30 protein-coding genes are annotated in these 25,913 nt (G+C 62.6%); 15 read left to right on the forward strand and 15 right to left on the reverse strand.

Going from position 1 to position 25,913, the window contains the following annotated elements:
* Positions 1-18: 18 nt before the first annotated feature.
* The 4 genes from msrB to EN807_RS03055 form a co-directional block, all read right to left on the reverse strand.
* Positions 19-522 (reverse strand): peptide-methionine (R)-S-oxide reductase MsrB, encoded by a 504-nt coding sequence (gene msrB, locus EN807_RS03040; protein WP_135933834.1) that lies wholly within the window; start codon positions 520-522, stop codon positions 19-21.
* A gap of 215 nt (positions 523-737) precedes the next feature.
* Positions 738-1,295, reverse strand: a complete 558-nt coding sequence (locus EN807_RS03045) for a fasciclin domain-containing protein (protein ID WP_135933835.1) — start codon at positions 1,293-1,295, stop codon at positions 738-740.
* Positions 1,296-1,509: 214 nt separating this feature from the next.
* Positions 1,510-2,208: an anti-sigma factor gene (locus EN807_RS03050; protein ID WP_135935763.1), complete on the reverse strand. Its 699-nt coding sequence runs from the start codon at positions 2,206-2,208 to the stop codon at positions 1,510-1,512.
* Entirely contained in the window at positions 2,205-2,744 is a 540-nt protein-coding gene (locus tag EN807_RS03055; protein WP_135933836.1) for a sigma-70 family RNA polymerase sigma factor, read from the reverse strand. Before EN807_RS03055 ends, EN807_RS03050 begins: the two co-directional genes overlap by 4 nt.
* A gap of 129 nt (positions 2,745-2,873) precedes the next feature.
* On the opposite strand from EN807_RS03055, the gene EN807_RS03060 reads away from it, so the two are divergent.
* Together EN807_RS03060 and argB are read left to right on the forward strand one after the other, a co-directional pair.
* Complete coding sequence (locus EN807_RS03060; protein ID WP_135933837.1) at positions 2,874-4,370, forward strand: amidase; 1,497 nt, start codon at positions 2,874-2,876, stop codon at positions 4,368-4,370.
* Between the two features lie 99 nt (positions 4,371-4,469).
* Positions 4,470-5,363, forward strand: a complete 894-nt coding sequence (argB, locus tag EN807_RS03065) for an acetylglutamate kinase (RefSeq protein WP_135933838.1) — start codon at positions 4,470-4,472, stop codon at positions 5,361-5,363.
* Between the two features lie 58 nt (positions 5,364-5,421).
* Here the strand turns inward: argB and EN807_RS03070 are convergent, their stop codons facing one another.
* A complete protein-coding gene (locus tag EN807_RS03070; protein WP_029347288.1) occupies positions 5,422-5,898 on the reverse strand; it encodes an Lrp/AsnC family transcriptional regulator in 477 nt (158 codons plus the stop codon).
* A 133-nt stretch (positions 5,899-6,031) separates the two neighbouring features.
* On the opposite strand from EN807_RS03070, the gene phhA reads away from it, so the two are divergent.
* The gene (phhA, locus tag EN807_RS03075; protein ID WP_135933839.1) at positions 6,032-6,868 is read left to right on the forward strand and encodes a phenylalanine 4-monooxygenase; all 837 of its coding nucleotides are present in this window, start codon (positions 6,032-6,034) and stop codon (positions 6,866-6,868) included.
* 28 nt (positions 6,869-6,896) lie between these two features.
* Here the strand turns inward: phhA and EN807_RS03080 are convergent, their stop codons facing one another.
* From EN807_RS03080 to EN807_RS03090, 3 genes are all read right to left on the reverse strand, one after another.
* Positions 6,897-8,336 (reverse strand): GMC family oxidoreductase, encoded by a 1,440-nt coding sequence (locus EN807_RS03080; protein WP_135933840.1) that lies wholly within the window; start codon positions 8,334-8,336, stop codon positions 6,897-6,899.
* Positions 8,333-8,488 carry a hypothetical protein gene (locus EN807_RS03085; RefSeq protein ID WP_135933841.1) on the reverse strand — a complete coding sequence of 52 codons (156 nt, stop codon included), beginning with the start codon at positions 8,486-8,488 and terminating at the stop codon, positions 8,333-8,335. The genes EN807_RS03080 and EN807_RS03085 overlap by 4 nt, the downstream gene beginning before the upstream one ends.
* Before the next feature lie 163 nt (positions 8,489-8,651).
* The gene (locus tag EN807_RS03090; RefSeq protein WP_135933842.1) at positions 8,652-9,413 is read right to left on the reverse strand and encodes a GGDEF domain-containing protein; all 762 of its coding nucleotides are present in this window, start codon (positions 9,411-9,413) and stop codon (positions 8,652-8,654) included.
* Between the two features lie 160 nt (positions 9,414-9,573).
* On the opposite strand from EN807_RS03090, the gene EN807_RS03095 reads away from it, so the two are divergent.
* The gene (locus tag EN807_RS03095; RefSeq protein WP_127315467.1) at positions 9,574-10,281 is read left to right on the forward strand and encodes a pyrimidine 5'-nucleotidase; all 708 of its coding nucleotides are present in this window, start codon (positions 9,574-9,576) and stop codon (positions 10,279-10,281) included.
* 46 nt (positions 10,282-10,327) lie between these two features.
* On the opposite strand, the gene EN807_RS03100 is transcribed toward EN807_RS03095, so the two are convergent.
* Complete coding sequence (locus EN807_RS03100; RefSeq protein ID WP_127315468.1) at positions 10,328-11,167, reverse strand: LOG family protein; 840 nt, start codon at positions 11,165-11,167, stop codon at positions 10,328-10,330.
* A gap of 143 nt (positions 11,168-11,310) precedes the next feature.
* On the opposite strand from EN807_RS03100, the gene dapD reads away from it, so the two are divergent.
* The 6 genes from dapD to EN807_RS03130 all read left to right on the forward strand — a co-directional run bounded on the left by dapD (position 11,311) and on the right by EN807_RS03130 (position 16,652).
* On the forward strand, positions 11,311-12,165 hold the full coding sequence (gene dapD, locus EN807_RS03105) for a 2,3,4,5-tetrahydropyridine-2,6-dicarboxylate N-succinyltransferase (protein ID WP_135933843.1): 855 nt from the start codon (positions 11,311-11,313) through the stop codon (positions 12,163-12,165).
* A 27-nt stretch (positions 12,166-12,192) separates the two neighbouring features.
* Positions 12,193-12,564 carry a DUF805 domain-containing protein gene (locus EN807_RS03110; RefSeq protein ID WP_029347278.1) on the forward strand — a complete coding sequence of 124 codons (372 nt, stop codon included), beginning with the start codon at positions 12,193-12,195 and terminating at the stop codon, positions 12,562-12,564.
* 21 nt (positions 12,565-12,585) lie between these two features.
* Complete coding sequence (locus tag EN807_RS03115) at positions 12,586-13,308, forward strand: hypothetical protein (RefSeq protein ID WP_127315470.1); 723 nt, start codon at positions 12,586-12,588, stop codon at positions 13,306-13,308.
* Between the two features lie 425 nt (positions 13,309-13,733).
* Positions 13,734-14,564 carry a GGDEF domain-containing protein gene (locus tag EN807_RS03120; protein WP_135933844.1) on the forward strand — a complete coding sequence of 277 codons (831 nt, stop codon included), beginning with the start codon at positions 13,734-13,736 and terminating at the stop codon, positions 14,562-14,564.
* A 280-nt stretch (positions 14,565-14,844) separates the two neighbouring features.
* Positions 14,845-16,044, forward strand: coding sequence for a succinyl-diaminopimelate desuccinylase (dapE, locus tag EN807_RS03125; RefSeq protein ID WP_135933845.1), 1,200 nt, complete (start codon positions 14,845-14,847; stop codon positions 16,042-16,044).
* Positions 16,045-16,046: 2 nt separating this feature from the next.
* The gene (locus EN807_RS03130) at positions 16,047-16,652 is read left to right on the forward strand and encodes a transporter (protein ID WP_135933846.1); all 606 of its coding nucleotides are present in this window, start codon (positions 16,047-16,049) and stop codon (positions 16,650-16,652) included.
* A 142-nt stretch (positions 16,653-16,794) separates the two neighbouring features.
* On the opposite strand, the gene truA is transcribed toward EN807_RS03130, so the two are convergent.
* The 4 genes from truA to def are packed head-to-tail and all read right to left on the reverse strand — an operon-like array spanning position 16,795 to position 19,565.
* The gene (gene truA, locus EN807_RS03135) at positions 16,795-17,553 is read right to left on the reverse strand and encodes a tRNA pseudouridine(38-40) synthase TruA (RefSeq protein ID WP_127315474.1); all 759 of its coding nucleotides are present in this window, start codon (positions 17,551-17,553) and stop codon (positions 16,795-16,797) included.
* Positions 17,554-17,571: 18 nt separating this feature from the next.
* Positions 17,572-18,081 (reverse strand): N-acetyltransferase, encoded by a 510-nt coding sequence (locus EN807_RS03140; RefSeq protein WP_127315475.1) that lies wholly within the window; start codon positions 18,079-18,081, stop codon positions 17,572-17,574.
* Positions 18,078-19,007, reverse strand: coding sequence for a methionyl-tRNA formyltransferase (gene fmt, locus EN807_RS03145; RefSeq protein ID WP_189522446.1), 930 nt, complete (start codon positions 19,005-19,007; stop codon positions 18,078-18,080). Before fmt ends, EN807_RS03140 begins: the two co-directional genes overlap by 4 nt.
* 15 nt (positions 19,008-19,022) lie before the next feature.
* Positions 19,023-19,565, reverse strand: coding sequence for a peptide deformylase (def, locus tag EN807_RS03150; protein WP_135933848.1), 543 nt, complete (start codon positions 19,563-19,565; stop codon positions 19,023-19,025).
* Positions 19,566-19,670: 105 nt separating this feature from the next.
* On the opposite strand from def, the gene EN807_RS03155 reads away from it, so the two are divergent.
* On the forward strand, positions 19,671-20,945 hold the full coding sequence (locus EN807_RS03155) for a DNA recombination protein RmuC (protein ID WP_135933849.1): 1,275 nt from the start codon (positions 19,671-19,673) through the stop codon (positions 20,943-20,945).
* Between the two features lie 4 nt (positions 20,946-20,949).
* On the opposite strand, the gene EN807_RS03160 is transcribed toward EN807_RS03155, so the two are convergent.
* A complete protein-coding gene (locus EN807_RS03160; RefSeq protein WP_127315479.1) occupies positions 20,950-21,354 on the reverse strand; it encodes a GFA family protein in 405 nt (134 codons plus the stop codon).
* Between the two features lie 127 nt (positions 21,355-21,481).
* On the opposite strand from EN807_RS03160, the gene EN807_RS03165 reads away from it, so the two are divergent.
* From EN807_RS03165 to sugE, 3 genes are all read left to right on the forward strand, one after another.
* On the forward strand, positions 21,482-23,068 hold the full coding sequence (locus EN807_RS03165) for an adenylate/guanylate cyclase domain-containing protein (RefSeq protein ID WP_135933850.1): 1,587 nt from the start codon (positions 21,482-21,484) through the stop codon (positions 23,066-23,068).
* A 260-nt stretch (positions 23,069-23,328) separates the two neighbouring features.
* Positions 23,329-23,454, forward strand: a complete 126-nt coding sequence (locus EN807_RS37360; RefSeq protein WP_082982715.1) for a hypothetical protein — start codon at positions 23,329-23,331, stop codon at positions 23,452-23,454.
* A 191-nt stretch (positions 23,455-23,645) separates the two neighbouring features.
* Positions 23,646-23,960: a quaternary ammonium compound efflux SMR transporter SugE gene (gene sugE, locus EN807_RS03175; protein WP_135933851.1), complete on the forward strand. Its 315-nt coding sequence runs from the start codon at positions 23,646-23,648 to the stop codon at positions 23,958-23,960.
* Between the two features lie 184 nt (positions 23,961-24,144).
* On the opposite strand, the gene EN807_RS03180 is transcribed toward sugE, so the two are convergent.
* Entirely contained in the window at positions 24,145-24,573 is a 429-nt protein-coding gene (locus EN807_RS03180; protein ID WP_065011625.1) for a DUF6481 family protein, read from the reverse strand.
* Between the two features lie 231 nt (positions 24,574-24,804).
* On the opposite strand from EN807_RS03180, the gene EN807_RS03185 reads away from it, so the two are divergent.
* On the forward strand, positions 24,805-25,866 hold the full coding sequence (locus EN807_RS03185) for an LLM class flavin-dependent oxidoreductase (RefSeq protein WP_135935764.1): 1,062 nt from the start codon (positions 24,805-24,807) through the stop codon (positions 25,864-25,866).
* The last annotated feature ends 47 nt before the right edge of the window (positions 25,867-25,913 follow it).

Below are 25,913 nucleotides of genomic sequence, written 5' to 3' on the forward strand. Positions count from 1 at the left end.
GACGCGCGGCGCTGTAGGTCAGGCTGTGGCCGGCTTGAAGGTCAGGGCGACGCCGTTGATGCAATGACGCAAGCCGGTCGGCGGCGGACCGTCCTCGAAGACATGGCCGAGATGGCCGCCGCAGCGGCTGCAGTGGACTTCGGTACGGGTCATGCCCAGGGATCTGTCCACGGTCATGCCGACGGCGTTGGGAATCTCCTGCCAGAAGCTCGGCCAGCCGGTGCCGGAATCGAACTTGGTTTCGGAGGAATAGAGCGGCAGGTCGCAGCCGGCGCAGGCGAAGATGCCCTTGCGGTGTTCGTTGAGCAACGGGCTGGTGCCGGGATATTCGGTGCCTTCCTTGCGCAGCACATTGAAGGCCGCATCGGACAGGATGGCGCGCCACTCGGCCTCGGTCTTGGTGACCTCGAAGGTTTCGGCGGCGTGCGCATCCAGCGGCCGGCCCATGCGCAATGTTGCTGCCGTGCCTACCAACGATGCCACGGCAGCAGCACCGCTCCAAAGAAAGTCGCGCCGGATCATCACCATTCCTCCTCTGTCCATTTGCCAAATTCGACCGTCATATGGAATCAAAAGCTAGTGACGGCCAGCTCCTGACAACGGGCACTCCGCACCTGCCCCACGCCTACAGCCGACGGCGCGGAGTGTACGCTTGTCGATTGCGCGGGTCACGCAAGCGGAACCCGCGCACTCGGCATGGAACCTCAGCCATATCTTCGCTGGCGACGAGCCCTTCGTTACATCTTCGGCAGGAGAACCTTGTCAATGACGTGGATAACGCCGTTCGACTGCTCGACATCGGCGACTGTCACATTGGCGACATTGCCGTTCTCGTCGGTCGCGGTGACCTTGCCGCCGTCGGCCTTGAGCGTCAGTTCGCAGCCGCCAACCGTCTTGACCTTATGCGCGCCACCATCGTCTATGGCCATCCTGGCGACGTCGGCGGCCATCGCCTTGGCACCGATGACGTGGCAGGTCAGGATCTTGACCAGCTTGTCCTTGTTTTCGGGCTTGAGCAGCGTGTCGACGGTGCCGGCCGGAAGGGCGGCAAAGGCCTCGTTGGTCGGCGCGAACACGGTGAAGGGACCGGCACTCTGCAGCGTGTCGACGAGACCGCCGGCCTTGACGGCCGCAACCAGCGTCGTGTGATCCTTCGAGTTGACGGCGTTCTCGACGATGTTCTTGGTGGCATACATGGCGGCGCCGCCGACCACCGGATTCTGGGCATAGGCGAAGGGAGCAAGCGCGGAGACGGCGACGGTTCCGGCAAGCAAAAGGATGGCGAATTTACGCATTATTTCTATCTCCTCAGTTTATCTTTCCCCTCTTTGGGGGCGCAAGGAGATACGGGAGAATAATTCGTGAGTTTCGTCGTTCAGGAGAAAATTTTATTTTTTATAACGGCGAGCATAATTTTTAGGCCAAGAATCTCACAGCCTGCATGCTTCCAAGCTAATTCACCACAGGCGATAGATTTAAAATCTTCTCGAAGTGGGCAGACAGGAGCGATCAGACGCTTTTCAAATCGCCCGCAGCGACCACAGGGCCGGTCGGCTGACCGGTCGGCGAGCCGCCGGCCGGCTCGACGCTGACCGCAAGAACGGCACCCTGCGCAAGCTTTTCCTGCACGGACGGGGAGATAGTCATATGCGCGGTCTGACCGGCCGGGATGACGCCCATCGAGACCGGCGGGTCCTTGCCCTCGATCATCCACAGTTCGAAATCCTTGCCGGCGGCGCGCTCGCCGGAGACATGCGACAGGCCGACCTCGCGACGGGCGGCATCATAGACGGCGAGGTATCTGACGTCGCTGCCATCGGCAGCCAGCGAGGCGACGAGCCGCGGCTTCTCGGCCGGCGGGTTGAGGTACGGCACGGCGATATAGATCGCCAGCGCCGCGACAGAAGCGGCGGCAAGACCGCGCCAGAAGGCAAGGCTCGACCAGAGGCCGGCGCGAGGCGCTGCGACGAACAGCCGGCGATCCAATGCCTCCTTGACCCTGATCGGCGGCTCTGTCTCCGGATAGGCGGCGGCCATCGGCGAAAGATGCGCCTCCCAGGCATCGACAAGGCGCGCGAAAGCGGCGTCCGCATCGATACGGCGTGACGCGATCTCGCGTTCGTCCGCGTCCAGCACACCGAGAACGTACTCGGCGGCGAACAGGTCGTCGCTCCCTGGTTCTGATCCGTCATCCTGCGCCAGCGTCATCTTTCCAGACACTCTCTGAGCTTCAACAGGCTGCGCCGCAGCCAGGTTCGCATCGTGTTCAGCGGCACGCCATGGCGTACGGCCAGTTCGGCATAGCTTTCGCCATTCAGATAGGCGCCCCGGACGGCCGCCGCCCGGTCCTTTTCCAATTCATCGAGACAACGATAGATGCGCTCCGATTCACCGCTCGCAACAACCGCAGCCTCCGGTCCCGGTGCCGGATCGGCCACCTCGAGCGCAGCATCGATATAGGTGGCAGGCTCTCGCCGCGCCCTTATCCGATCGATCGCGTGATTGCGGGCAATGGCCACCAGCCAGGAAATCGGGCTTAGCTCCGAGACGGCGAAACGGTCCGCCTTCGTCCATATCTTGACGAAGACCTCCTGCAGCGCCTCTTCTGCCTCTCCCCGGTCCTTCAATACACGAAGGCAGATGCCGAAAAGTTTCGCGCTGGTCTGCCGGTAGAGCAGATCGAACGCAGCCCGGTCCTTCATCGAAGTCCGGACGATCAGGTTGCTGATGTCCTGCGGCGTCATCGGCTGCCAAATTAGGCAATTGCAATGTATTTGCAACGGCCGAAGCGTTCTTGTGCACCGGGAGCGTCGTTGACTTCGATTGCCAAGAAAATCCGCAACCGCTAGCCTTCTCATAGCGGGAGAGCGGCAATGTCGGTTGAACGGGTCTTGTGGGAGCACGACGCAACCGGGCTTGCCAGCTTGGTGCGCAAGGGCGAGATCGCGCCGCAGGAGCTCGTCGATGCGGCGATTGCGCGGGCCGAGGCCACCCGCCCGGACATCAACGCCATCGCCGAGCCGCTTTACGAGGCGGCGCGGACGCGGGCGAAAACCATCGACCGCAAGCTGCCGCTGGCCGGTGTGCCCTTTGCACTGAAGGATCTCGGCATCGCCATGAAAGGCGTGCCTACGCATGGCGGCAGCCGCATTCCGGCTTTCGTTGCCGATTTCGATTCGGTGATGACCGAACGCCATCTGGCCGCCGGCCTTGTCCCGATCGCCACCAGCACCTCGCCCGAACATGGGCTGAGGCTGATGACCGAATCCGCCGCTTTCGGCATCACCCGCAATCCGTGGAATACGGCGCATACCAGCGGCGGCTCGTCTGGAGGTGCGGCGGCGCTGGTCGCGGCCGGCGTCGTGCCGGTGGCACATGCTTCGGATGGCGGTGGCTCGATCCGCGTTCCCGCCGCCTGCACCGGGCTGGTCGGACTGAAAACCTCGCGCGGCCGCGTGCCGCTGTCGCCGCTCGTCACCGAAAGCTGGTACGGTCTGGTCGTCGACCACGCCGTTGCCCGCTCGGTCCGGGATTCGGCCTTGCTGCTCGACCTGACCCATGGACCCGATCCGCTGTCACCGTATGCGGCGCCGCCGCCGAGGGGAACTTTTGCCGCCGCAGCAGTGCGCGATCCCGGCAAGCTGAAACTGGCCGTCTACCGGAAATCGCCGCTCGGCCTGCCGATATCGGCCGAGACGCTGACGGCGCTGGACACCGCTGTGGCATTGGCGCGCGAAGGTGGCCACACGATCGAGGAGATCGATCTGCCCTATATCGGTCGCGACTTCATCGCCGATTTCGCCAGGACGGTGGCTGCGGCAGTCGCCGGCGCGATGCGCATTGAGGTCTTGCGTGTCGGCCGCTCCGTTTCGGGCGACGTCGAGCGCGCCACCCGTCTGATGAGCCGCTTCGGCGAGATCGTCTCGGCCGGCGAGATCTATGCCGGCCTGCAGCGGCTGCATGCCACGTCGCGGCGTCTGATCACCGAGACCGCGCCGTACGATGCCGTGCTGATGCCGGTTATCGCCCATCCGCCGCTCGCGTGCGGGGCCATGGACCCGAAGGGCGCCGACGCGTTCATAGAGGACGTCCTCGACAGACTGCGCCTCGCCCGTCTGCTGAAATTCAAGCCGCTGTTCGGCCAGTTGATGGACAAAAGCCTGTGGTTCACGCACTGGCCGGCGATCCAGAACGTCAGCGGCCAGCCATCGATCGCGCTGCCTGTCCACGTCACCGATGCCGGCCTGCCGCTCGGCATCCAGGCCGCCGGCCGACCCGGCGATGAGGAGACCTTGTTGTCCTTCGCCGCGCAAATGGAGAAGATTTCCGGATGGCAGGCGCGGCGGGCGCCGCTGCGGATGCCGGCATAAAGCGGGCCGATTTCACCTGATGTGACAGCAAAGCCGTTTGCCCCCTGCTCCAATTCCCGCTAAGACGCCGCCGTTCATGCCAAGCTGGGAACCATGCCGATGACGGACGTCGCCGCCACCGCCGAAATGCAGGCCGCGCTGCTTTCGAGGGCACTGCCCTACATGCAGCGCTACGAAAACAAGACGGTCGTGGTGAAATATGGCGGCCACGCCATGGGCGATATTGCGCTCGGCAAGGCCTTCGCCCGCGACATCGCGCTGCTGAAGCAATCCGGCGTCAACCCGATCGTCGTCCATGGCGGCGGGCCGCAGATCGGCGCCATGCTGAGCAAGATGGGCATCGAATCGAAGTTCGAGGGCGGCCTGCGCGTCACCGACCAGAAGACGGTCGAGATCGTCGAGATGGTGCTGGCCGGCTCGATCAACAAGGAGATCGTGGCGCTGATCAATGCCGAGGGCGAATGGGCGATCGGCCTGTGCGGCAAGGACGGCAACATGGTTTTCGCCGAAAAGGCACGCAAGACCTTGATCGACCCGGACTCCAATATCGAGCGCGTGCTCGATCTCGGCTTTGTCGGCGAGCCAGTCGAGGTCGACCGCACGTTGCTCGACCTTCTGGCGCGCTCCGAAATGATCCCGGTGCTGGCGCCTGTGGCGCCCGGCCGCGACGGCCATACCTACAACATCAATGCCGACACCTTTGCCGGCGCCATCGCCGGCGCCTGCCAGGCGACACGCCTTCTGTTCCTCACCGACGTGCCCGGCGTGCTCGACAAGAACAAGAAGCTGATCGATGAGCTGACCGTGGCCGAGGCCAAGGCCTTGATCAAGGACGGCACGGTGTCGGGCGGCATGATCCCCAAGGTCGAGACCTGCATCGAGGCGATCGATCGCGGCGTCGAAGGGGTCGTCATCCTCAACGGCAAAACGCCGCATTCGGTGCTGCTCGAACTGTTTACCGAACACGGCGCCGGCACGCTGATCGTGCCGTGAGCGCAGGCTGACAGCTTGTCGGCCACAAATCCAGGGCGGCGCAGGCGCCAGGGCGAACTCATCGCCTGAGGTGCCCAAGCGGCACGTGGCCCGGCCCCTTGATGTTCTGCAGCACGAGCTGCGTGTGGACATCGCGCACGCCGTCGAGCCGCATCAGCCGGTGCATAACGAACGCGTTGAGCTCGTCGACCGACGGCACCATCACATGCAGCAGGAAATCGTAATCGCCGGTCATCGTCCAGCACGACGACACCTCGTCCATGCGCTGCACGGCGGCGATGAAGGTTTCGGGCGAACCATCGCTGTGGGTTACGAGGCGCACCTGAATGAACACTTCGACCATCAGGCCGATGGCGCGGCGGCTGAGCACAGCGGCAAAGCCCTTGATGATGCCGGCGCTCTGAAGAGCTTCGAAGCGGCGCGCGCATGGCGTCGTCGAAAGGCCGATCTCCTGGGCCAATTCGGACACAGGCTTGCGTCCGTCACGTTGCAAGATATCGAGCATCTTGATCTCAAAATCGTCAAACTGAGGCACTTTCACTCTCCTACAGCTTTGCTGTGGTGGCTTTTACCTCAAATCGCGTATTCGAGCCATCATCAAAGCGGATTTGCCTCACCGGACCCGGCTAAACTTTTATGATTAGTCGTGATTTCCAGGGAGAACAGCCATGACGATGAGCGTTGCCGATTATGCCCGCGAATGCGCGGCGCAAGGCCTTCGCGGCGACTATTCGGTCTGCCGTGCCGACTTCACCGTGGAGCAGAGCTACAACTACACCGCCGACGAGCAGGCGGTGTGGCGTACACTGTGCGACCGCCAGACGAAGCTGACGCAAAAGCTGGCACACCAGTCCTATCTCGACGGCGTCGCCACGCTGGGCCTGCTCGACAGGATTCCGGATTTCGGTGTCGTCAGCGAAAAGCTGCGCCAGCTTACCGGTTGGGAAATCGTCGCCGTGCCGGGCCTCATTCCCGCACCAGCCTTCTTTGTCCACCTCGCCAATAGGCGCTTCCCGGTGACCAACTGGCTGCGGACGAAACAAGAGCTCGACTACATCGTCGAGCCGGACATGTTCCACGACTTCTTCGGCCATGTGCCGGCGCTGACGCAGCCGGTCTTTGCCGATTTCATGCAGATGTATGGCGAGAAGGCCGAGCATCTGATCGCGCTCGGCGGCGACGAGATGATCAGCCGCCTCTACTGGTACACTGTCGAATACGGGCTGATCCAGGAAGCCGGCCAACCGCTGAAAGCTTTCGGCGCCGGGCTGATGTCGTCCTTTGCGGAACTTCAATTCGCGATTGAAAGCAAGGACGCGCACCATGTCCCCTTCGATCTGGAAACGGTGATGCGCACCAGCTACGAGATCGACAAGTTCCAGCGCGCCTATTTCGTGCTGTCGTCCTTCGACGTTTTGCGCGATGCCTTCCAGAACGTCGCCGACATGGCAGCGATCATCGGACGCTACAAGGGCAAGCCGGCGCTCGACCCGGCGAAACTTTAGACGCTGGCCGGCCCGGCTGGGCCGGCTTTTATACGCCGATGAGCTTGCCGAGGTGGTCGCCAAGCCGGCAGGCCAATGCGACGATTGTCGTCGTCGGGTTGCATTCGCCGGACGTGCAGAACACGGAGGAACCGCCGACATAGAGATTGTCCATGCCGTGCACCTTCGAGTTGGCGTCCACCACGCTCTTGGTCACATCCGTGCCCATTCGCGTGCCGCCCATATGGTGGTGACCGGCCAGTTCCTCATTAGTCGGATAGTCCCCGCCGCTGGCGAGCCAGTCGGCGATGCGCACCCGGCCGAGATCCTTCCGGACGAGCGTCTTGCCGAACAGCCTCAAGCCCTCGAGGAGCGTGCGGCGCTCCAGCTCCGACTTTTTCCAGTGCAGCTCGATGCGCGGCACGCCGGCATGGTCGACATCGGTCTTCGACAACCGGATCTGGTTCGAGGCCAGCGGCGCCTGTTCCCAGGCGACATAGAGCTGGGCGGCGCAGCGCAAGTTCTGGCTGAGCTGATAGGATACCCATTCCGCCATCTCGGGCACCGTGCAGGCGAGGTCGGCGATGACGCTTTTGATGCCGGGGTACGGCGTCTCGATCAGCCTGATGCCGAAATTCATGATCTCGAGGCGCTCCATGGCCGCCGGCGTCGGCGAGAAGAAAGCCTCGTTGGTGGCGTCGACCTCGAACTCGCTATAGTCGGCGAGGATGGCATTGCCGCCCTCGAAGGTCGGATGCTCCATCCAATAGCGGCCGAGCGCTGTCGCCTTCGGCACCACGCCGCCGTTCGAGCGCTGGTTCGACCACAGAAGCAGCCGCGAGTTTTCCAAGCCGCCGGTGCATACGATGAAATAGTCGGCGGTGAAAGAGCCGGCATTCTGGCCGTTCGACCACAGTTTGGCGCCGGTCACCCTCTTGCCGTCGCCGGTAAGCTCGGTGGCATAGGTGCTGAGCACCACGGCCACGTTCCTGCTCCTGTCGAGTTCGTCGGCGAATTTTTCACCGAAGCGTACGGCCGGGCTCTTGATCAGCTGTACCCAGCGAATATCGTCCGAGATCGGCACATCCGGCCGGAAGTCGGGAAGTTCCAGGATGTCCTGGACTTCGGGCAGATAGGGCTCGATTTCGGCGCGGCTGATCGGCCAGCCGGTATCCGGCGCCCAGGCCTTGGGCTCGAAGTCCTGGCTGTCGAGCACCCGGCACCAGCCGGCCCAGTGATTGGAACTGCCGCCCATGAAGCGCAACCGGGTGATGTCGAGATCGAAATAGGGGTCGCCGACCGTGACGCCGCGGTAGAAATCCTGCGAATCGTCGCTGAACTCGCGGGAGCCGGCCTCCAGCACCACAACCGGAATGCCGGCCGCGCCAAGCTTCCTGGCAATCGTGGTGCCGGCTGGCCCGGAGCCGAGTATGCAGACCTTGGCGGCGAAGTTCGCAGCGCGAAATGCCTCGTAGCTGTCGAAGATCAAGTGAGGTCGCTCCTTTTGAGGATCCAACCATTGACCTCGACGATCGCGTCCGGATCGATATCGGGCAGCTTGCGGAACAGCGACAGGGCCGGCAATGCGATCAGCGCCTGCACGATCGTGCGGCGCGATATTTTCTTGGTGAAGAAACTCATGGCACGTCTCTCGATGGCTCCGATCCACGCATGGCGTTCCCTGAACGTACTCGCCAGGAGAAGCCAATTCCGTGCCAAACCTAGCGGCACACTTTGCTTAAGCCGTGTAAGCGGCCTGGCTGAGTCCAAACAGCGTTAGGATCTCCTTAATGAGCGAGACCGCTCAGGCCGCTTCGGAAATGTCCCTGTCCAGGATGGTCAGATTACGGCCGCGATGCTTGGCCAGGTAAAGGCGATGGTCGGCGGCACGCATCAGATCCGATACGCCGGCATCCTCGCCGCAGGTGACACCGCCGATGCTGACGGTGAGGGGTATGACCCGCTCATCGACGGGACGGAAGCGGATCAGTTCGACTTCACGGCGAATGCGTTCGGCGACGCGTTTGGCTTCCTGTTCGGTGGCGCCGACCAGAAACGCACCGAATTCCTCGCCGCCGATGCGGCCGATCACGTCGCCGCTGCGCACGCCGCGCTCGATCGCGCTTGCAATAAGGAGCAACGCCTCGTCGCCGGTCAGGTGGCCGTAGCTGTCGTTGATGATCTTGAAGTGGTCGGCATCGATGATCAGCAAAGCACCGCGATCGGATTTACGCCGGGAGGCGTCGAGCGCCGCAAAGAAGCTCTCGCGGTTGAGCATGCCGGTCATGTCGTCGCGGCTCGCTTTTTCCGACAGGCGCCGATGCGCTGCGGCGAGCTGGGCATGAGCGCGGGCGAGGTCGCGATGGGCGCTTTTCAACCTCTCGCCCTGCCAGAACGTGTAGGCGCCGGCGATCCAGGCGAGCGCCAGCGGACAGACCGTGGATGTCAGCCAGATCGTGCGGTTGATCGGAAAGCCAATTGCCGGGACGACGATGAGCGTCAACAAAAGCGAGACCGCGAGGGAGGCGAAAGCGACGGCGGCAGACTTCAGAAATATGCGGCTCATCGCTGGCTCCCCTGAACCGTTTCTGTGCCAGCAAGCCCTGAATGCCACCTTTCGGCGATGCCTAAAATTTGAATCATCGCGCCATTTCCGCCACTCGCAACGCGCATAAGTTGTGGATAAAGCCTCTGCCAAAAGTATGGTTTCGTGCCATAAGGATTGCATGACGACGCTCCCGGATCCCGCCCGCTTTGCCCATGTCACCGACTGGGTGTTCGACCTCGACAACACGCTCTATCCGCACCATTCGAACCTGTTCTCGCAGATCGACGTAAAGATGACTGCCTATGTCGGAGAACTGCTGACGCTGCCACGCGACGATGCCCGCAAGCTGCAGAAGGAACTCTACCGGGAATACGGCACGACGCTGAACGGTCTGATGGCGCGCCACGGCATCGATCCCGACGACTTTCTCGAGAAGGTTCATGACATCGACTATTCCTGGCTGGTTCCCGATCCCGTTCTCGGCACCGCCATCCGCCAGCTTCCCGGCCGCAAGTTCATCTTCACCAATGGCGACCGCAGGCATGCCGAACGCACCGCGCGCCAACTCGGCATCCTCGACCATTTCGACGACATCTTCGATATCGTCGCTGCCGGGCTGAACCCCAAGCCGGCGCGCCAGACCTACGAGAAATTTGCGGAACTTCACGCCGTCACCGGCCACAATGCGGTGATGTTCGAGGATCTGGCCCGCAACCTGTCCGTGCCGAAATCGCTGGGCATGACCACGGTGCTGGTCGTGCCGCGCAACTTCGAGCCGACCTTCTCGGAGATTTGGGAACGTGACCCGGCCAATGAAGATGATGTGGATTTCGTCACCGACGATCTTGCCGAATTCCTCACCGCGATCGTCGACGTCACTGCTTGAGGCACTTGCTTCGTGCAAAGCCGGATCGATACCGCAGCCCCGCGGCCTAAAGCGTGTAGAAACGGCTGATAATCCCCCAGGCCTCGTCGGCGGTGTCGACGAAATCGATGATGTCCTGGTCGCCGGGGGTGATTGTGCCTTGCTCCGCGAGGAAATCGAGGTCGATCGCCCTTTTCCAGAACGCCTTGCCGAACAGGATCACCGGCACGCGCTCCATGCGGCCGGTCTGGATCAGGGTCAGCGTCTCGAAGAATTCGTCCATCGTGCCGAAGCCGCCCGGAAACACCGCGACAGCCTTGGCGCGCATGACGAAATGCATCTTGCGGACAGCGAAATAGTGGAAGTTGAAACAGAGCTCCGGCGTCACATAAGCATTCGGCGCCTGCTCGTGCGGCAACACGATGTTGAGGCCGATCGACGGTGCGCCAACATCGTCGGCGCCGCGGTTGCCGGCTTCCATGACGCCGGGTCCGCCGCCTGTCACCACGACGAATTCGCGATAATAAGAGGTGGCCGACTGCTGCGAGCAGAGGCGGGCGAATTTTCGCGCTTCCTCGTAATATTTACTGTTTTTCTCGAGGTTCTTCTTCTGCGTCTCGTTTTTGGCCGCCCAGGCTTCGCCGTCCGGCTCGGGGATGCGCGCCCCGCCGAACAGGATGACGGTCGAGCGGATGCCGCGCTCGGCCAGGATCATCTCCGGCTTCAACAATTCGAGCTGCAGCCTGACCGCGCGCAACTCGCGCCGCGTCATGAAGTCGGGATCGTTCCAGGCCAGCCGGTAGGTCTCGGCACGCGTCTGCGGCGTGTCCGGCACGCTTTTCGACCGCTCCAGATCCTCGTCCGAATGCGGCAGCGGCGTCCACCCCGCCTTTTCCATAGGAGTCATATTACCTGCCCGTCCAATTATTCACTTGCGCCGTCCCGTGACGCAGCCGCGATTGACCCTCACCAAGCCTTCACATAGGGTCCGGCGACTTTCAAAACAGGTTAAGGTGCGGCCCCTTAACAGCTTGGTAATGGAGCGAATTCATGTCGAAGACCGATCTGGCGAGCCTCGAAAAGACTATCGAAACCGCCTTCGAGGAACGCGAGACGATTTCGACGGCAACCCGCGGCGCGACGCGCGACGCCATCCAGTCAGCGCTGGACCTGCTCGACCGGGGTATCGCCCGCGTTGCCGAGCGCCAGGCCGACGGCAAATGGCATGTCAACCAGTGGCTGAAGAAAGCGGTGCTGCTGTCGTTCCGGCTCAACCCGATGGAGATCATCAAGGGTGGTCCGGGCCAGGCCGTGTGGTGGGACAAGGTGCCGTCGAAATTCGACGGCTGGAGTGCCATCGATTTCGAGAAGGCAGGTTTCCGCGCCGTGCCGTCGTCGATCGTGCGGCGCTCCGCCTTTGTCGCGCCAGGTGCCGTGCTGATGCCGTCCTTCGTCAATGTCGGCGCCTATGTCGACAGCGGCACCATGGTCGACACATGGGCCTCGGTCGGCTCCTGCGCCCAGATCGGCAAGAATGTGCATCTGTCGGGCGGCGTCGGCATCGGCGGCGTGCTGGAGCCGATGCAGGCCGGCCCCACCATCATCGAGGACAATTGCTTCATCGGCGCACGCTCCGAGGTGGTCGAAGGCTGCATTGTGCGCGAGGGCTCGGTGCTCGGCATGGGCGTCTTCATCGGCCAGTCGACCAAGATTGTCGACCGCGCCACCGGCGAGGTCTTCTACGGCGAAGTGCCGGCCAATTCCGTCGTCGTCGCCGGCTCGATACCCGGCAAGCCGTTGCCCAATGGCGAGCCCGGTCCGAGCCTTTACTGCGCCGTCATCGTCAAGCGGGTCGATGCCAAGACCCGTTCCAAAACCTCGATCAATGAACTGCTTCGCGATTGATCCTTCGCAAAAAACGGACGCACCCGCTTGCTCGACAGACCTCGATTTCTATGGCTTTTCTTCAGCCTTTCCGGGCGAGTGAACCCCAGTGCCTATGTTTTGGCGGGTCTTTTGCCGCTCCTGGTTCAGCTTTTTCTGCTCTACCAGTTCTCGCGAACGCCGCTAGGCACCGCCGCAAGTCAGTACTGGGCGCTCGCCTGGTGGATCGCTGTGGTTGTCTCGACATGGTCGACCTTCGCGCTAACGGCGAAGCGGTTCCACGATTTCGGCAAGCCTACCTACTACGCATTGATCTCTCTCATCGTCGGCGCCATTCTCCTTATCATTTTGGCGTTTTTCAAAAGTGATCCCGGACCCAACCGCTACGGCAAACGCACCAATGCGCCGGCCGAATCCTGAGCGCCGATCGGGTATCCAGCCATGCGCTACCGTACGCTTGATTCGAAACTGATCATCGAAACCGCCGAACGACTGGAAAAACGCGTCGCCGAGCGGTTTCCCGATGCAGGCTTGCGGGGCGTCGCCATAGAACTTGTGTCGCTGTCGCGTGATCTGGCCAAGGCGGCGAAGGCGCTGGAGGCGCCGATCTGGTGGCTGCGCGGCGTCGTCGTCGCCGCCATTGCCGCCGGTGCGCTGATGTTCCTGTTCGTCGGCACCATCCTGCCGCTCGGCCGTATCTCGGGAACCGACGATGCCGTCCAGTCGGTGCAAGGCATCGAATCGTTGATCAACATGATCATCCTCGCGGTGCTCGGCTTCCTGGCCTTGATCCGAACCGAGGAGCGCATCAAGCGCAAGCAGGTGTTTCGCAAGCTTCACGGCTTGAGATCGCTGATCCATGTCATCGACATGCATCAGCTGACCAAGGATCCGGCAGCGCTTTCAACCGATTTCAAGCCGACATCGCATTCACCGGCACGCATAACCGACCGTGCCGATCTCGCCCGCTATCTCGACTATTGCTCCGAAATGCTGTCGATTACCGGCAAGATCGCCGCGCTGTTCGCCCAGTCGGTCAACGACAATGTGGTCGTCGATGGTGTCAACGACATCGAGTCCTTGAGTTCCAACCTGTCGCGGAAGATCTGGCAAAAGATCACGCTGATCGACGGTCCCTTGCGGTCGGCTCGTCCAAGTACCTAAGCTAATCTTAATCACCTTGGTCCAGCATGCCCCGTGGAGACTGTGTCGACCGGCACGGAGCACTCGACTGGCACACGACGAACCCCTGGCCAACCCGAAAGCGCGCGGAAAGCGAAGCGCCGGCGCGCGGCTGTTCGCCTGGTTTTCTTCACCGATCAGAGCGGAGCCGGAAGCTGTCCGCGCGCGGCTTCTCGATACCACTTTCGACCGCAAATTCGCTGTCCTGTTCGGCACCATCAGCGTCTTGGTGCTGGCAGTTAGCGCCGCGGTCGTCACCGGCGACCCGTGGCCTTACGCCTGGATCGCGGCCGACCTCATCCTGTTTGCCGTCCGCTTCCTGCTGATGCGGGAATGTGAGCGGGCCCGCAAGCGCGGGGGAACGGGGCCGCTGGCAGGCCTCATGGCCGCCGGGGGGGCCATGGTCGGTGATTTTCGGCCTCGGCTGTTATGGCTGCGTCGTCAGCGGGCATATGGCGCTCGCCGTGCTGGCTGCCCTGAATGTCGCAGGCGTCGTCGGCGTGGTGTCGTCCCGCAACGCAGCGACCCCGCGCTACGCCATATTCGTCATGCTGGCCGTAAGCCTGCCTTTCCTGGTTGGCGTGCTGTTTTCTCCGGCGCCCGGAATGTCTGTCGTCGGATTTCAAGTGCCGTTCTATGTGGCCGGCGTCATCATCGTGCTGCTTCAAAATCATGCGATCAACGCCCGCATGATTCGCGCCGAACTGGACAATCGCGATCTGGCGATCAAGGACGCGCTGACCGGCCTGCCAAACCGCATCTTCCTTCAGGAGAAACTGCGCGGCATGTGCAGCGAGCTTGCGGCGCCGGCAGCAAATGGCGGCAGGCCGTTTGCCGTTCTCAGCATGGACCTCGACGGCTTCAAACACGTCAATGACCGCTTCGGCCACGCGGTCGGCGACATGCTGCTGCGCACGGTGGCCGAACGATTGAAACGCGCTTTCCGACCGGGGGATGTGGTCTTTCGCATCGGCGGTGACGAATTCGTCATCCTGCTGCCCGGCACGTCCGAGATCGAAGCCACCTACCTGGCAAAGCGGGCCATTGAGAAGATTTCGGTACCTTTCGACCTTGGCCTGGGCACCGCAATACCCATCGGGTTGAGCATTGGAAGCGCCTTCGCGCCTGCCGACGGCGGCGAGCCGGATATTCTTCTCACCTGTTCCGATCACGCGCTCTATGAAGCCAAGCGCACCGGCAAGGGCCGTTACTGGGCACATGTGCGGGCCGCGAACTGACGATCACAGCGATCATTGGGGCCTTTTGTCGCCCCGTCCATCCAACATCCTGCCTAAAGCGCCGCGTATGACGCGATCCATGCGACGCGCTTTAAGTCTTCGTTCTTACGCGTGTCGTTGTCCCCAAACCGCTGTGCACCCACGGGTTAAGCCCGAGGGCATGCTTTTGGGCGGCACTAGGCCTGCGGCTGTACGGCATGAAAACCATAATCTTGGCGGGATGGCTGGCCCTTATGTCTGGCCGTGACAGGCCTTGCGCTTTCGACTATCGCTTTTGCCCATGACGTTGCCGACCGATCCCGCTGCAAATCTCGCCGCCCTTATCCGCTGCCCCTCGGTGACGCCGATTGAGGGCGGGGCACTGAGCATGCTGGAAAAAATGCTGAAACCACTCGGCTTTTCCGTCGAGCGCCCGGTTTTTTCGGACGACGGCACGCCCGATATCGAAAATCTCTATGCGCGGCGATCCGGCAACGGTCCGCGCCTGATGTTCGCCGGGCATACCGACGTGGTGCCGGTCGGCGACGAGACCTCATGGACGCATCCGCCTTTCGCCGCCGAGATCGCCAAAGGGGAGATGTTCGGCCGCGGTGCCGTCGACATGAAGGGGGGCATCGCCTGTTTCATCGCCGCGGTGGCGCGCCATCTCGGTTCGAAAGGCGGCCTGAAAGGCTCGGTCTCGCTGCTGATCACCGGCGACGAAGAAGGGCCGGCCATCAACGGCACGACAAAGCTGCTCGAATGGGCGGCCGCCAAGGGCGAGAAATGGGATGCGTCTATCGTCGGCGAGCCGACCAATCCCGACGCGCTGGGCGACATGATCAAGATCGGCCGGCGCGGCTCTTTGTCCGGCACCATCATCGTCAACGGCCGCCAGGGCCACGCGGCCTATCCGCAGCTTGCCGACAACCCGGTGCGCGGGCTGATGACGCTGGTCGACGCCTTGCTGCACCCCGTCTTCGACAAGGGCACCAAGGACTTCCAGCCGACCAATCTGGAGGTGACCTCGATCGATGTCGGCAACCCAGCCACCAATGTCATTCCGGCAAAGGCGACCGCCACCTTCAACATCCGCTTCAACGACACATGGACCGCCGAGACCATCCAGGCGGAAATCCACAACCGTCTCGACAAGGCGGCGAAGCGCAAGAAATACCGGGCCGGCAAGACGACGCCGGTCGATTACGAGCTTGTCTGGCGCGACCGGCCGAGCCACGTCTTCCTCACCCGCGACGACCGGCTGATCGAAGCGCTCAGCGGTTCGGTCAAGGCGGTGATCGGCAGGAAGCCGGCGCTTTCCACCTCCGGCGGCACCTCCGACGCGCGCTTCATCAAGGAGTATTGTCCGGTGGTCGAGTTCGGGCTGGTCGGCAAGACCATGCACATGGTCGATGAACGCGTCGCGCTTGCCGACCTCGAGACGCTGACGCAGATCTATCAGCGCTTCATCGAAGACTGGTTCGCGCAAGGCGCATCGTAATCATGCTTTCGGCCGATGAAACCTATGCTTCGCTGACCGGCGCCTGGCGACTGATGCTCGGCAAGGCCGACGGGCTGCGCCAGCTCGACCTTTCGGCCGACGGTTTCTGGAATTCCTTCTTCGCCATCGTTGTCGCGGCACCGGCGCTGATCGTCGGCTGGGTCGGCCTTGCCAATGAGATCGGCGATCCGAATGCATTCGCGGGGCGCTTCAGCATGCTGATCCGGCTGGCGACGGTCGACATCGGCGCCTGGGTGTTGCCGCTCGTCGGCCTTGCCCTGGTCGCGCCGCGCGCCGGCATTGGCGGGCGCTTCGTCCACTATGTCGTCGCCAGCAACTGGGCGTCTGCGATCATCGCCTGGATAATGCTGCCAGCAGCGCTGATCAGGCTTTTCCTGCCGTCCGCCAACGAGTTCGCCGTACTGGCGTCGCTGCTTTTGTTTGCGCTGTCGATGATCCTGACCTGGCGGATGACAAACGCCGCCATCGGCAGGGGCGCAGCTGTCGGCAGCGCTATCTTCGCCGGCATGTTCGTGGCGTCGCTGGTCGTTCTGTTCGGCCTGGAGGCGCTGCTCGGCATCGGTGTACCGAGCGAGACCGGGACTTGAAGCATCTACAAGGCCCGCTTGCAGAGAAATGCGTGAAAAGTCGGGCTGTCATTTATGCGCTGGAGCGCGTGTTCTACGGCGGGGCCGATTGGCAGAACGATCTGGCCTAGGTGACGCTGTCTGATCGGCACATCTAGCGGCGTCATCCGAACGGCTGCGAATAGTCGACGCCGATAAGAAAAAGCCCATCGGGCGGCGCCACCTGGCCACAGGCGGCACGGTCGCGCGCATCGAGCGCCGCCTTCAGGTCGGCACTTGTCCAGCCGCCTTCGCCGACGCGCTTCAGCGAACCGACCATGGAGCGCACCTGATTGTGCAGGAACGAGCGCGCCGAGGCTCGCACTTCGATCACGTCACCCAAACGACTGACATCCAGTCGGTCGAGCGTGCGCATCGGGCTGTCGGCCTGGCACTGGGTCGAGCGAAACGTGGTGAAATCATGCCGCCCCAGCAGCACCTTTGCCGCCTCGTGCATGGCCTCGGCGTCGAGCCGCTTCGGCACCCACCAGATCTTGCCCTTGTCGAGTGCCGCCGGCGCGCGTCGGTTGACGATGCGGTAAAGATAGTGGCGGCCGATCGCCGAGAAACGGGCGTCGAAGCTATCGGGCACGACAGCCGCCTTGAGAATGGCGATGCGCGCCTTGGCCGTTTGCAGGTGGGCATTGACGGCATCGCGCACCTTGTCATCAGGCCATGCCTTGACGAGATCGACATGCGCCACCTGAGCGGTCGCATGGACGCCGGCATCGGTGCGGCCGGCGCTGCGCAGCGAGACCTGTTCGCCGCAGAATTTCTCGATCGCCTGCTCGATCGCCTGCTGCACCGAAGGCTGGTCTGCCTGACGCTGCCAGCCGGCATAGAGGCTGCCGTCATATTCGATGTCGAGGCGAAAACGCGGCATTCCTAAGCAGGATTGAGGTTAGGCGGCGAGCGCGGAGCTAAAGGCCGAAGCGTAGACCAGCCTGCCGGTCTCAGGCGCCTCGCCCCAGGCCAGCGCCTGCAGCGCTTCGCCCTGGTACTCGCTTTCGAACTTTTCGGCGCGCGCATGGCTGTAGCCGAAGCGGCCATAATAGGCAGGATCGCCAAGCACTACCGCCAGCGCCTCGCCGGCTTCCTTCAGGCGGATATGCGCCTCGCGGATCAGCGCGCCGCCGATGCCGGTGCCATGGAATGACGGCTCGACCGCCAGGGGCGCCAGCGCCACCGCGGGAAAGCTCTGGCCGCCGTTCTGCACGAAAAGCCGCGAAAACAGGATATGGCCGACCACCTGTCCATCTTCTTCCGCCACCAGTTCGACAACGGCGTCGCCGCCGCTGACCAGCGCATCGACCAATCCGGCCTCCGCCTGCTGGCCGAATGCGTGTTCCTCGACAAGGCGGATCGCCTCGCGGTCTCGCGGCGTCGCCGCGCGTATCGACATCATGCTCATGAGAACTTCATTCCTTTTTCGAGCTTGGCCCCGCGCAGAAACTCCTGCGCGGCAATGGGCCTTCCGCCCGCACGTTGAACTTCGACCAACCTGATCGCGCCTGACCCGCAGGCGACCGTCAGCCGGTCGTCGAGAATTCCTCCCGGCTCGCCGGCGCCTTGCGAAAGCGTCGAGCGAAGCAGTTTCAGCCGTTCCAGGCGGCCGCCGATTTCGGTCTCGCACCATGCGCCGGGAAAGGGCGACAGGCCGCGAATCTGATTGTGGACTTCGCCAGCAGGCCGCGTCCAGTCCACGCGCGTCTCCGCTTTATCGATTTTTTTGGCGTAGGTCACCCCCACCGTCGTTTGAGTCGTAAATGTCAGGGCGTCCCGTTCCAGCCGTGCCAGCGCTTCCGCCATCAGCGCGGCGCCAATGAGCATCAACCGATCGTGCAGATCGCCGGCCGTCGTATCGGGTCCGACGGCGCATTTTTCGACCATCGCCACCGGGCCGGTGTCCAGGCCTTCTTCCATCCGCATGACCATCATGCCTGTCTCGGTATCGCCGGCCATGATGGCGCGCTGGATGGGGGCGGCGCCGCGCCAGCGCGGCAACAGCGACGCGTGACCATTGAGGCAGCCGAGCCGCGGCGCCTCGAGAATGGGTTTGGGCAACAGCAATCCATAGGCGACGACCACGGCGACATCGGCCCGCAAGGCGCGGAACACCTGCTGCTCGACCTCGCTTTTCAGCGACACCGGCGTCCGCACCTCGACGCCCAGTTGCTCCGCCTCGCGCTGAACCGGCGACGGCGTCAGTTCCAGCCCGCGGCGACCGGCGGCGCGCGGCGGCTGCGTGTAGACGGCTTCTATCTCATGTCCGGCTTCCGCGATCGCCCGCAGCGTCGGCACGGAGAATTCGGGCGTACCCATGAAGATGACGCGCAGGGGCATCTTTGAGCCCTATCCCACCAACTTGCCCGGCGCCTTGTTGCCTGCCTTGTCCCTGGCGAGCTTCTTGAACTTCTTCACCACCATGTCGCGCTTCAGCTTCGAAATGTGGTCGATGAACAGAACGCCGTTGAGATGGTCGATCTCATGCTGCAGGCAAGTCGCCATCAGCCCTTCGGCTTCGATCTCCTGCAGCTTGCCGTCGCGATCGAGATATTTGACCCGCACGGCGGCGGGACGCTCGACCTCGGCATAGTAATCCGGGATCGACAGGCAACCCTCCTCGTAGACCGAGCGCTGATCGGCGCTCTCGAGGATTTCGGGATTGATGAAGACATGCGGCGCCGGCGTCTCGTCTTCCTTGGCGAGGTCGATCACCAGCATGCGCAGCGGTTCGCCGACCTGGATCGCCGCCAGACCGATGCCCGGCGCATCATACATGGTGTCCAGCATGTCGCCGGCCAGTTTGCGCAAGGCGCCGTCGACACGCTCGACGGGTTTTGAAACCTGGCGCAGGACGGGATCGGGAAGGATGATGAGCGGCTTGATCGACATGGCGTCTCACCTAAGACCTCGCACGAAAAGCGTCAACCGGGGCATTTGCAGCGCCGTTCACGTTTTGATCTGTGCCGTCAGGCCGAATCATCTATGCTCTCCAGTATGAACGAGTTGACAACCATCCTGTCCGAACCGATCGCCCGGCTCGGCGCCACGACGATCACGCTCGGCCACGCATTGGCATTCGGCGCGATCCTGTTCCTGGGTCTGTTCGTGGCGCTCGTCGCCGCGCTCTGGCGCTCGGCGAAGGCGCGTGCGGTGGCTGCCGCTGAAGCCGCCGACCACGCCCGCGACGCCGAGGCGCGGATGGCCGGCATCTTGGCAAGCCAGGCCGAGATGCAGGGCCGCATGGGCGCCATCGCCGAAGTGTTCGGGGCCCGGCAGGCCGAACTCACACAGTCGATCGGCCAACGTCTCGACGCGATGACCGGCCGTCTCGGCCAGACCATGACCGAGCAGACGAAATCGACGCATGAGAGCCTCGCCAAACTGCAGGAGCGGCTGGCGGTCATCGATACCGCGCAAGGCAATATCCAGTCGCTCGCCAGCCAGGTCGTTCAGCTTCAGGCAATCCTCTCCAACAAACAGACGCGCGGCGCCTTCGGCCAGTCGCGCATGGAGGCGATCGTCGCCGATGGCCTGCCGCACGGCGCCTACGAATTTCAGGCGACCCTGTCGAACGGCAGCCGACCCGATTGCCTGGTGAAGATGCCGAACGGCGCGCCCGCACTTGCCATCGACGCCAAGTTTCCGCTGGAAGCGTGGAACGCCATCCGTGCCGCCGAAGGCGTCGATTTGCAGAAGGTCGCCGCACAAGCGTTTCGGCGTGATATCGAGGTGCATGTCCGCGATATTTCCGAAAAATACCTGATCCAGGGCGAGACGCAGGACACCGCCTTCATGTTCGTGCCGTCGGAATCGGTGTTCGCCGAGATCCACGAGAATTTCGAGGGGATTGTGCACAAGGCGCACCGCGCCCGCGTCGTCATCGTCTCGCCGTCGCTGCTGATGCTGTCGATCCAGGTCATCCAGGCGATTCTCAAGGACGCCCGCATGCGCGAGCAGGCGCATCTGATCCAGGGCGAAGTCATCCGGCTGATGGAGGACGTCTCGCGCCTCGACGAGCGGGTGCGCAAGCTGCAGAGCCATTTCGGCCAATCGGCGAAGGATATCGACGACATCCTCGTCTCGACGTCGAAGGTGACCAAGCGCGGCCACAAGATCGAGGCGCTGGAGTTCGGCGCGCAGCCGACGGAGGAAGACGCCGGATCGGCCGGGACGACACATGGGACCGCCGCGAGGGCCGAAGCAGGCGCGCGCGTCGCCGACTCCAAGACCGGCCAGCTGAGGCTAAGGGTGGTCGAAGGCGACGACTGAGAGGCTATTGCTCCTCGATGATCGTCGTGCCTTCGAACTCCGGCAGCCAGTGCAGCGCCGAGCGGTGCCAGATCTGTTTTCTCGGGATCAGTTGTTCGCGCTGCCGCGCCGTGCCGACCCTGATGCCGTAGACTTTCGGCCCGTCGCCAACCGACGTGGCGTAGAGATGCGAACCGCACTCGCCGCAAAAGGCCTGGGCGCGCCTGGCGCCGCTCGGTGCGGTCTTGATGTAGATCTTCGGCGTGCCCTTGGTGATCCGGTAGTGGTCCTCCGGCGCCGGCACGGTCACGCGGAAGGCCGTGCCCGTCAGTTGCTGGCAATCGGTGCAGTGGCAGATACTGGTCTTTTCCGGATCGACTTCCGCCTCGTAAGTGATGGCGCCGCAATGGCACCCGCCGTCGATCTTCATCTTCATTCCTCCCAAAATCCGTTCGGCAACAACCGCTCAAGGTTTTTCATCGAGCCAAGACTGACGCTAGTACCGTGCCGGGAATAAGCTATAGTTCAGATGCTAATTACTGCCGGGCGCTTGCACAATGGCTGGACTGGGTGAACAGATTGCGCGTCAGCAGCGCACCATGGGACCTCTCCTGGTGGCGGCAGTGGTCATCGGCCTTATAGGTCTGCCCGTCGCAGCCTGGCTCGATCTCCGAGACCTATCGGAACGGATGCTGCGCACGCAAGCCAGCGAAATCAGCCGGATCATCGACGAAATGCGCGGATTCTACGGCAGCGAAGTCGTGGGACGCGTGCTGAAAGCAGACGACGCCGTGACCGCGACGCACAACTACCGGGACGTGCCAGGTGCGATCCCTATTCCAGCAACCCTCTCAATCGAACTCGGCAAGCGCATCAGCGCTCACGACGGGTCCGTCAAATATCGGTTCGTCTCGGATCTACCTTTCAAAGGTCGCGACCCCCACCAGCTCGATGTATTCGAGCGGAATGCAATCTTTGCTTTGCGCGCCAACCCGAGGGAGCCGATCATCGAAGTCTCGGGTTCGCTGTTTGACCGGCACGTCCGCGCCGCGGCCCCGGTTGTAATGGGACAAGTCTGCGTGACCTGCCATAACTCACACCCGGACAGCCCCAAGACGGACTGGAAGGTAGGGGATGTCCGAGGGATCCAGGAGATATCAGTCAATCAGCCCATCGCTGCGAACGTCCTCGCTTTCAAATATCTGCTCCTATATTTCGGTTTCGCGGCGGCGGCGGGCCTGACCTTCATTCTCCTGCAGCGTCGGCAGTCCGCCTTGGTTCAGGGCATCAATAAGGAGCTTTCCGAGGCAAACGACTTCCTAGCCGCGATTTCATTGAAGATCGCCAAATACCTCTCGCCTCAAATTTACAAAAGCATCTTCAGCGGCCAGAAGGACGTCACCATCGCGACCGAGCGCAAGAAGCTCACGATCTTTTTTTCCGACGTCAAGGATTTCACCGCGATCGTGGAACGGCTCCAGCCCGAGGACCTGACGGTTCTCCTCAACGAGTATTTCACCGAGATGTCGACGATCGCGCTCAGACACGGCGCCACCGTCGACAAGTTCATCGGCGACGCGCTTCTTGTGTTCTTCGGAGACCCCGAGACGCAAGGCGTCGAGGAAGACGCGAGAGCCTGCTTGCGCATGGCTGTCGACATGCAGCGTCGGCTGGAGCAGTTGAACAGGGTGTGGCGTGACCGCGGAGTCGAACGGCCCTTCCAAGCTCGCATGGGCATCAACACGGGCTATTGTAATGTTGGAAACTTCGGTTCCGATGATCGGATGGACTACACGATCATCGGAGCCGAAGCGAACTTGGCGGCCCGTCTGCAGTCGATTGCCAAGCCCGGCGGCATCTGCCTCAGCTATGAGGCTTACGCGCTCGTCCGCGACCTTGTCCGGGCGCGCCCGTTAGCACCGATTGCCATGAAGGGGATCAGCCGGGAGGTTGTCCCCTACGAAGTCGAGGGCCTCCTGGGTGAACTGGCCCAGCGCCCTCAGGTCATCAGCGAGCACGCGACTGGCCTCGACTTGTTCCTCGATGTTGAGGCAATCGACGAGAACGGGGTCGAGCGGGCGAAGAAACGACTTTCGGAGGCGCTCCTGGCCTTAACCATCCGAAGCAAGCCCGCCGCTTTTTAGGTTCTTGAACGTCTGACCGCATTTGAGACTTCAACGAAGTGATCTCCATGCCGTGTGGATCTACAGAGCACATTGGCAAGCGCCACTAGACCGGCCGTTCGAGAACGGACGCGCGGGACTAGTGCATGGACCAGCGCGGTTTACGAGCGAATTAGAAATCGGTTGACGTCAGCCGGCTGGCGCCAGCGCCAGATTATGCCTCTTGCGGTCGGGCGTTTCTCTTGGTTCATTTCGCTTGCCACAATCGGAGGAAACGAATCATGGCTAAAGGTGCGATGAAGGCGGGCAAAGAAGCCCGCAAGCCGAAAAAGGACGCGAAGAAACCCGCCGCTGCCCCGACCCTGAAAGCGCCGCCCGTCAAAGCGACCAAACTCAAGGACAGGTAACTCTCGGCGTTTCGACGCGAGGTCATGACCGGCGGCATTTCAGGACCAATCGACATTCAGCGATTGGTCCTGAAATGCCGCCGGCGTTGCTGTTGATTGGGCACCCGAAATTTTTAAATCAATGCAGTGAGACGGCTTCGCGCTTTCCCCGAAATCGGCCGGGACGACCCGCAATCCAATGGAGCGAGCCGATGTCATGGATTCTTCTCTTCTTCGCTGGCCTGTTCGAGATCGGCTGGGCGATCGGCCTCAAATACACTGATGGCTTTTCGAGGCCGCTGCCGACGGTCCTGACGATAGTCTCGATGGTCGTCAGTCTCGCCTTGCTCGGACTGGCACTGAAGACGCTGCCGGTCGGCACGGCTTATGCGGTGTGGACCGGCATCGGCACCGTCGGCACGGCGCTGCTTGGCATCTGGCTGCTCGGCGAGCCTGCGACCGCGATCAGGCTGGCCTGCATCGCACTCATCGTCTGCGGCATCATGGGATTGAAACTCGCGGCCTAAAGCGCGTCGCGTCTGAAGAGATTCATGCGGCGCGCTTTAGTTCTTTTTTTTGCATGTCGTCCCAAAACCGCTGCGCACTTTTGGGCGACATGCATAGGTTTTGCTGCAAGGCCGCAGCACAAACGCCTTCAGGGCCGCTGCAAGGCGGCCCTGAATTTGATTCGTGAATCGCGCTTTAGGAGCGCTAGCGAGCGGAAAAGCCCGGAGGCGTCCTGCCGGTGCGCTGCTTGCGCGCCGCATAGCGCGCGTCGCGCTTGGCCTTGCGCTCGGCCTCGTCGGCAAGCAAACGAGCGATGCGCTCGTTCTCTTCGGCTTCCCGGATCTTCGCTTCCGCCTGCGCCGCTTCTTCCGCAGCAATACGCGCTGCTTCGGCAGCAGCTTCGCGCTCGGCCTTTTCGGCCGCTTCGCGCGCCAGCTTTTCCTGCTTCAGCCTGGCCTTTTCGGCCTCGCGTATCGCACGAGCTTCGAGGATTGCCTTGCGTTCGGCCTGTCGTGCCAGCACCGCTGGATCGTCTGCTGCCGGCCTTGCCTTGAAGCGCTCGAGAAGCGCCTTCTTTGCTTCGTTTGCGGCATTGCGCCGCTCGAAAACGTCTTTTTCCCTATAGATAGCCAAGTCCACTTCCCTGGAGTCAATTTGCGAGGCTTACATACGCGTGAAAACCCAGAGTTCAAGCGCCAAAACGGTATGCCAGCCATGAAATTCTGAGCTGTTGCAGTCGGGAGACGCCTCTTCGGCTGAATTCGGCTGAAACGGACATGCACTGTTCACCATCCGCCCCTCTGGTGGCGCGGCGGACTGGTCGCTACCTGTAGCGCGAAGAACAAAACACTGGGATGACACATGATGGAACTCGGTCTCTATACCTTCGCCGACGTCAGCCCGGAACCGGGCCCTGGTGCCATCGGTGCGCATGAGCGGCTGCGCAACCTGATCGAGGAGATCGAGCTGGCCGACCAGGTCGGCCTCGACGTGTTTGGGCTGGGCGAGCATCACCGTCCCGATTATGCGGCTTCAGCGCCGGTCGTAGCCCTGGCCGCGGCGGCCGAACGCACCCGGCGCATAAAGCTGACCAGCGCGGTCACCGTGCTATCCTCCGACGATCCGGTTCGCGTCTTCCAGCAGTTTGCGACGCTCGACCTTCTATCCGGCGGCCGGGCCGAGATCATGGCCGGGCGCGGCTCGTTCATCGAATCCTTTCCGCTGTTCGGCTACAATCTCGAAGACTACGACGAGCTCTTTGCCGAAAAGCTCGACCTGCTGCTTGCCATCCGCGATCATGTCAAGGTGACCTGGTCGGGCAGGCTGCGCGCTCCGATCAACGATCGCGGCGTCTACCCCCGCCCGTTCCAAGACAGATTGCCGATCTGGATCGCGATCGGCGGCACGCCGCAATCCGCCGCGCGGGCCGGGGCGCTCGGCCTGCCGTTGGCGCTGGCCATCATCGGCGGCGCGCCGGCGCGGTTCGCGCCGCTGTTCGATATTTATAGGGAAGCGGCCAAACGGGCGGGCAACGATCCGGCTGATCTCGCTACCAGCCTCAACGTCCACGGCTTCATCGCCGAGACCACCGATCAGGCGGCTGACGATTTTTATGGGCCGCAGGCTGAGGTGATGAACCGCATCGGCCGCGAGCGTGGCTGGGGTCCGACGACGAGGGCACATTTCGACCAGTCGCGCGGCCCGAACGGCGCGCTGTTTGTCGGCAATCCCGAACAGGTGGCCGAGAAGATCGTTGCCCAGCACAGGATATTCGGCAACGATCGCTTCCTGCTGCAAATGGCGATCGGCACCATGGCGCACGCCAAGGTCATGAAGGCGATCGAACTCTACGGCACCAAGGTCGCGCCGATCGTGCGGAAGGAAACGGCGAACGCCGGCCCCGCCGTGGCAGCGCCGGCCGCCTGATTCCCAGTGACCTGATTCACAGCAAGGCCGGTACGGCCTTGCGTCAA

The organism is Mesorhizobium sp. M5C.F.Ca.ET.164.01.1.1 (assembly GCF_004792125.1).
Taxonomy (GTDB): domain Bacteria; phylum Pseudomonadota; class Alphaproteobacteria; order Rhizobiales; family Rhizobiaceae; genus Mesorhizobium; species Mesorhizobium wenxiniae.